2 protein-coding genes and 2 pseudogenes are annotated in these 2,253 nt (G+C 37.8%); 1 reads left to right on the top strand and 3 read right to left on the bottom strand.

Annotated elements, in window-relative coordinates; translation table 11 throughout:
• Window positions 1-211, top strand: a pseudogene (locus tag AVJ19_RS20990) (IS5/IS1182 family transposase); the annotation flags it as partial.
• A 150-nt stretch (window positions 212-361) separates the two neighbouring features.
• On the opposite strand, the pseudogene AVJ19_RS20985 reads toward AVJ19_RS20990, so the two are convergent.
• From AVJ19_RS20985 to AVJ19_RS20975, 3 genes and pseudogenes are all read right to left on the bottom strand, one after another.
• Window positions 362-1,041: pseudogene (locus AVJ19_RS20985) on the bottom strand (IS3-like element ISAba21 family transposase); the annotation flags it as partial.
• Window positions 1,042-1,120: 79 nt separating this feature from the next.
• Window positions 1,121-1,414, bottom strand: a complete 294-nt coding sequence (locus AVJ19_RS20980) for a HigA family addiction module antitoxin (RefSeq protein WP_081406243.1) — start codon at window positions 1,412-1,414, stop codon at window positions 1,121-1,123.
• Between the two features lie 13 nt (window positions 1,415-1,427).
• The gene (locus AVJ19_RS20975; protein WP_111861416.1) at window positions 1,428-1,706 is read right to left on the bottom strand and encodes a type II toxin-antitoxin system RelE/ParE family toxin; all 279 of its coding nucleotides are present in this window, start codon (window positions 1,704-1,706) and stop codon (window positions 1,428-1,430) included.
• Between the last annotated feature and the right edge of the window lie 547 nt (window positions 1,707-2,253).

Here is a 2,253-nt window from a genome sequence, read left to right as displayed (position 1 = left end):
AATTAAACGTTTAGGCAGGACACTATGGAAAAAATGGTCAGGCTATCATCGGCGAAGTTTGGTTGAAACTAAGATGCATTGCATCAAATTATTAGGAGATAAACTCAGTGCAAGGAGTTTTGATAGCCAAGTGAATGAGATCCATGCACGTGTAGCAGTTCTTAACAGATTTACGGAATTAGGTCGACCACTTACCCAAGTTACGCCTTAAATTTGGCTCAATTAGGGGCGCTTTGCATTTCAAATCTTTGTGCAACAAAGCCATTCTGTGGTGTAAGTCTTGTGTTTCTTGCTCATGGTAAACTCCTGATGAGTGTGTTTAGTTTACCAAGTTAAAACCTCCTGTTTTTTCAGCACACATCAGATTGGGCTTAGTCATTGAAAACTGTTGCTCTAGTAAATTTGCGTAGATCGCTCGATTATGATCACTCTTCGTAGTTCTTTTGAAACGCTTATGACGCTTACAATACAGCTGGTTGAGCTTTTTTATTTGACGTACAGCATACGTACTGATTTTGATACCTTGCGCTTGTAAATGCTTAGTTAATCGAATATAGCCATAGCTTTGTTTAGTTTCCTCATGAGCTATTTTGACCAAAATTGTCTGTTGATTTCGCTGAACCAATCTTTTATTCATGCCTCGTTTTAGCCAATCATAAAATCGTGACACTGAAACGTGAAGTAATCTAGCCATAAAGCTAATCGGGAATAAATGTCTTTGCTGTTTCATATAGGCGTACCTTACTGACTTTCTTTCGCAAAGTACGCTGCTGCCTTTTTTAGAAATTCACGTTCCATTTCAGCTGTTTTGAGCTGTTGTTTGAGCTTTTTATTTTCTTCGAGTAAGGCATTTAGATCAGGTGAATATTGTTTAGTGCCTGCTAAGGTGCCAGTCTTTGCTTTATTATTCCAATTTGAAAGAGTTTGCATTGAAATGCCAAGTTGTCTGGCTGTTTCCGATACATTGCCTTGATTGGCTTCAATCAATTTTATTGCTTCAACTTTAAATTCTGCGGTGTAAGTCTTCTGTTTCTTGCTCATGGTAAACTCCTGATGAGTGTCTATAGTTTACCAAGTTAAAACCTCCTGTTTTCTCAGCACACATCAGTGGGGCAACCCACTAAAAACTCGCAAAAAATGGCTGAATTTGTGGACGTTGTTTCTGCGATTCGATCCAAAGAGAGTACTTTGATTGAACGCGCATGAGTAAATCAGCACTAATACCTAAAGCATCGTGCAAACGTAAGGCTACATCGGCTGTTACTGGTGCTTTGCCATTAATAATTCGAGAAAGTAATGGACGTGTTACTTGGATACGTTCAGCAAGTTCAGTAATCGTAATCGCTTGCCCTTCTTCTTTTAAGCCATCTAACCATTCTGATACTAACTCACCTGCATGAGCTGGATTATTCATCATCATATTCACCTCAATGGTAGTCCTGATAGTCTACGATATAAGCATTACCATCTTTAAAAACAAAGGTCATGCGCCAGTTTGCATTGACTGTAATAGCCCAATGATCTTTTAACTTTCCTTTCAATGGATGAAGCTTCCATCCAGGGAAATTCATCTCATCAATGCTTTGTGCTTCATTCAGAGCGGTTAATTGTCGCTTTAACTTGGTTGAATGAGCTGACTGAATCCCTACTGTAGAACTGGTTTTAAAAAACTTTTCCAGCCCTTTATGATTAAAATCTACAATCACAAAAAATCATCCTTTGTATAGTTTTAATATACAGTAAATCGTTCAGTAAAACTATACACAAATTTTTAATCAAAAACTTTATAAAAATACAGACAATAAAAAACCCCGACATCCTGTCAGGGTTTTTTACTGTGCGATCTTTGGTAGGGGATATTCTACCTCACAATCCTCGTGTTAGAACTTATCGTTGTTGTTTTCTGTTCCGGAACATCCTGTTCCTGTATGACTTCATCATAGGAACATTCTCGTCTTCCGGATAGCAGCAAAGAACCGGAATTTACGTAAGCCATAACGTACAAAATAGCCTAAATTTTATCCGCAGAAATTGGGGATATTTTCTGCCCCGGGAAGGCTGACAACATTGAAGAAAGTTTTAATTTGATTGAAAAACAATCAATTTTATTGGCGGAATATCTCAAAATGTCTCGTCCTGAAATAGATTGACAGTATTTCATGATGTGTGCTGAAAAAACAGGAGGTTTTAACTTGGTAAACTAAACACACTCATCAGGAGTTTACCATGAGCAAGAAACACAAGACTTACACC

Source organism: Acinetobacter sp. CFCC 10889 (assembly GCF_003268395.1).
GTDB lineage: Bacteria > Pseudomonadota > Gammaproteobacteria > Pseudomonadales > Moraxellaceae > Acinetobacter.
This window is presented reverse-complemented; position numbering and strand designations above follow the sequence as displayed.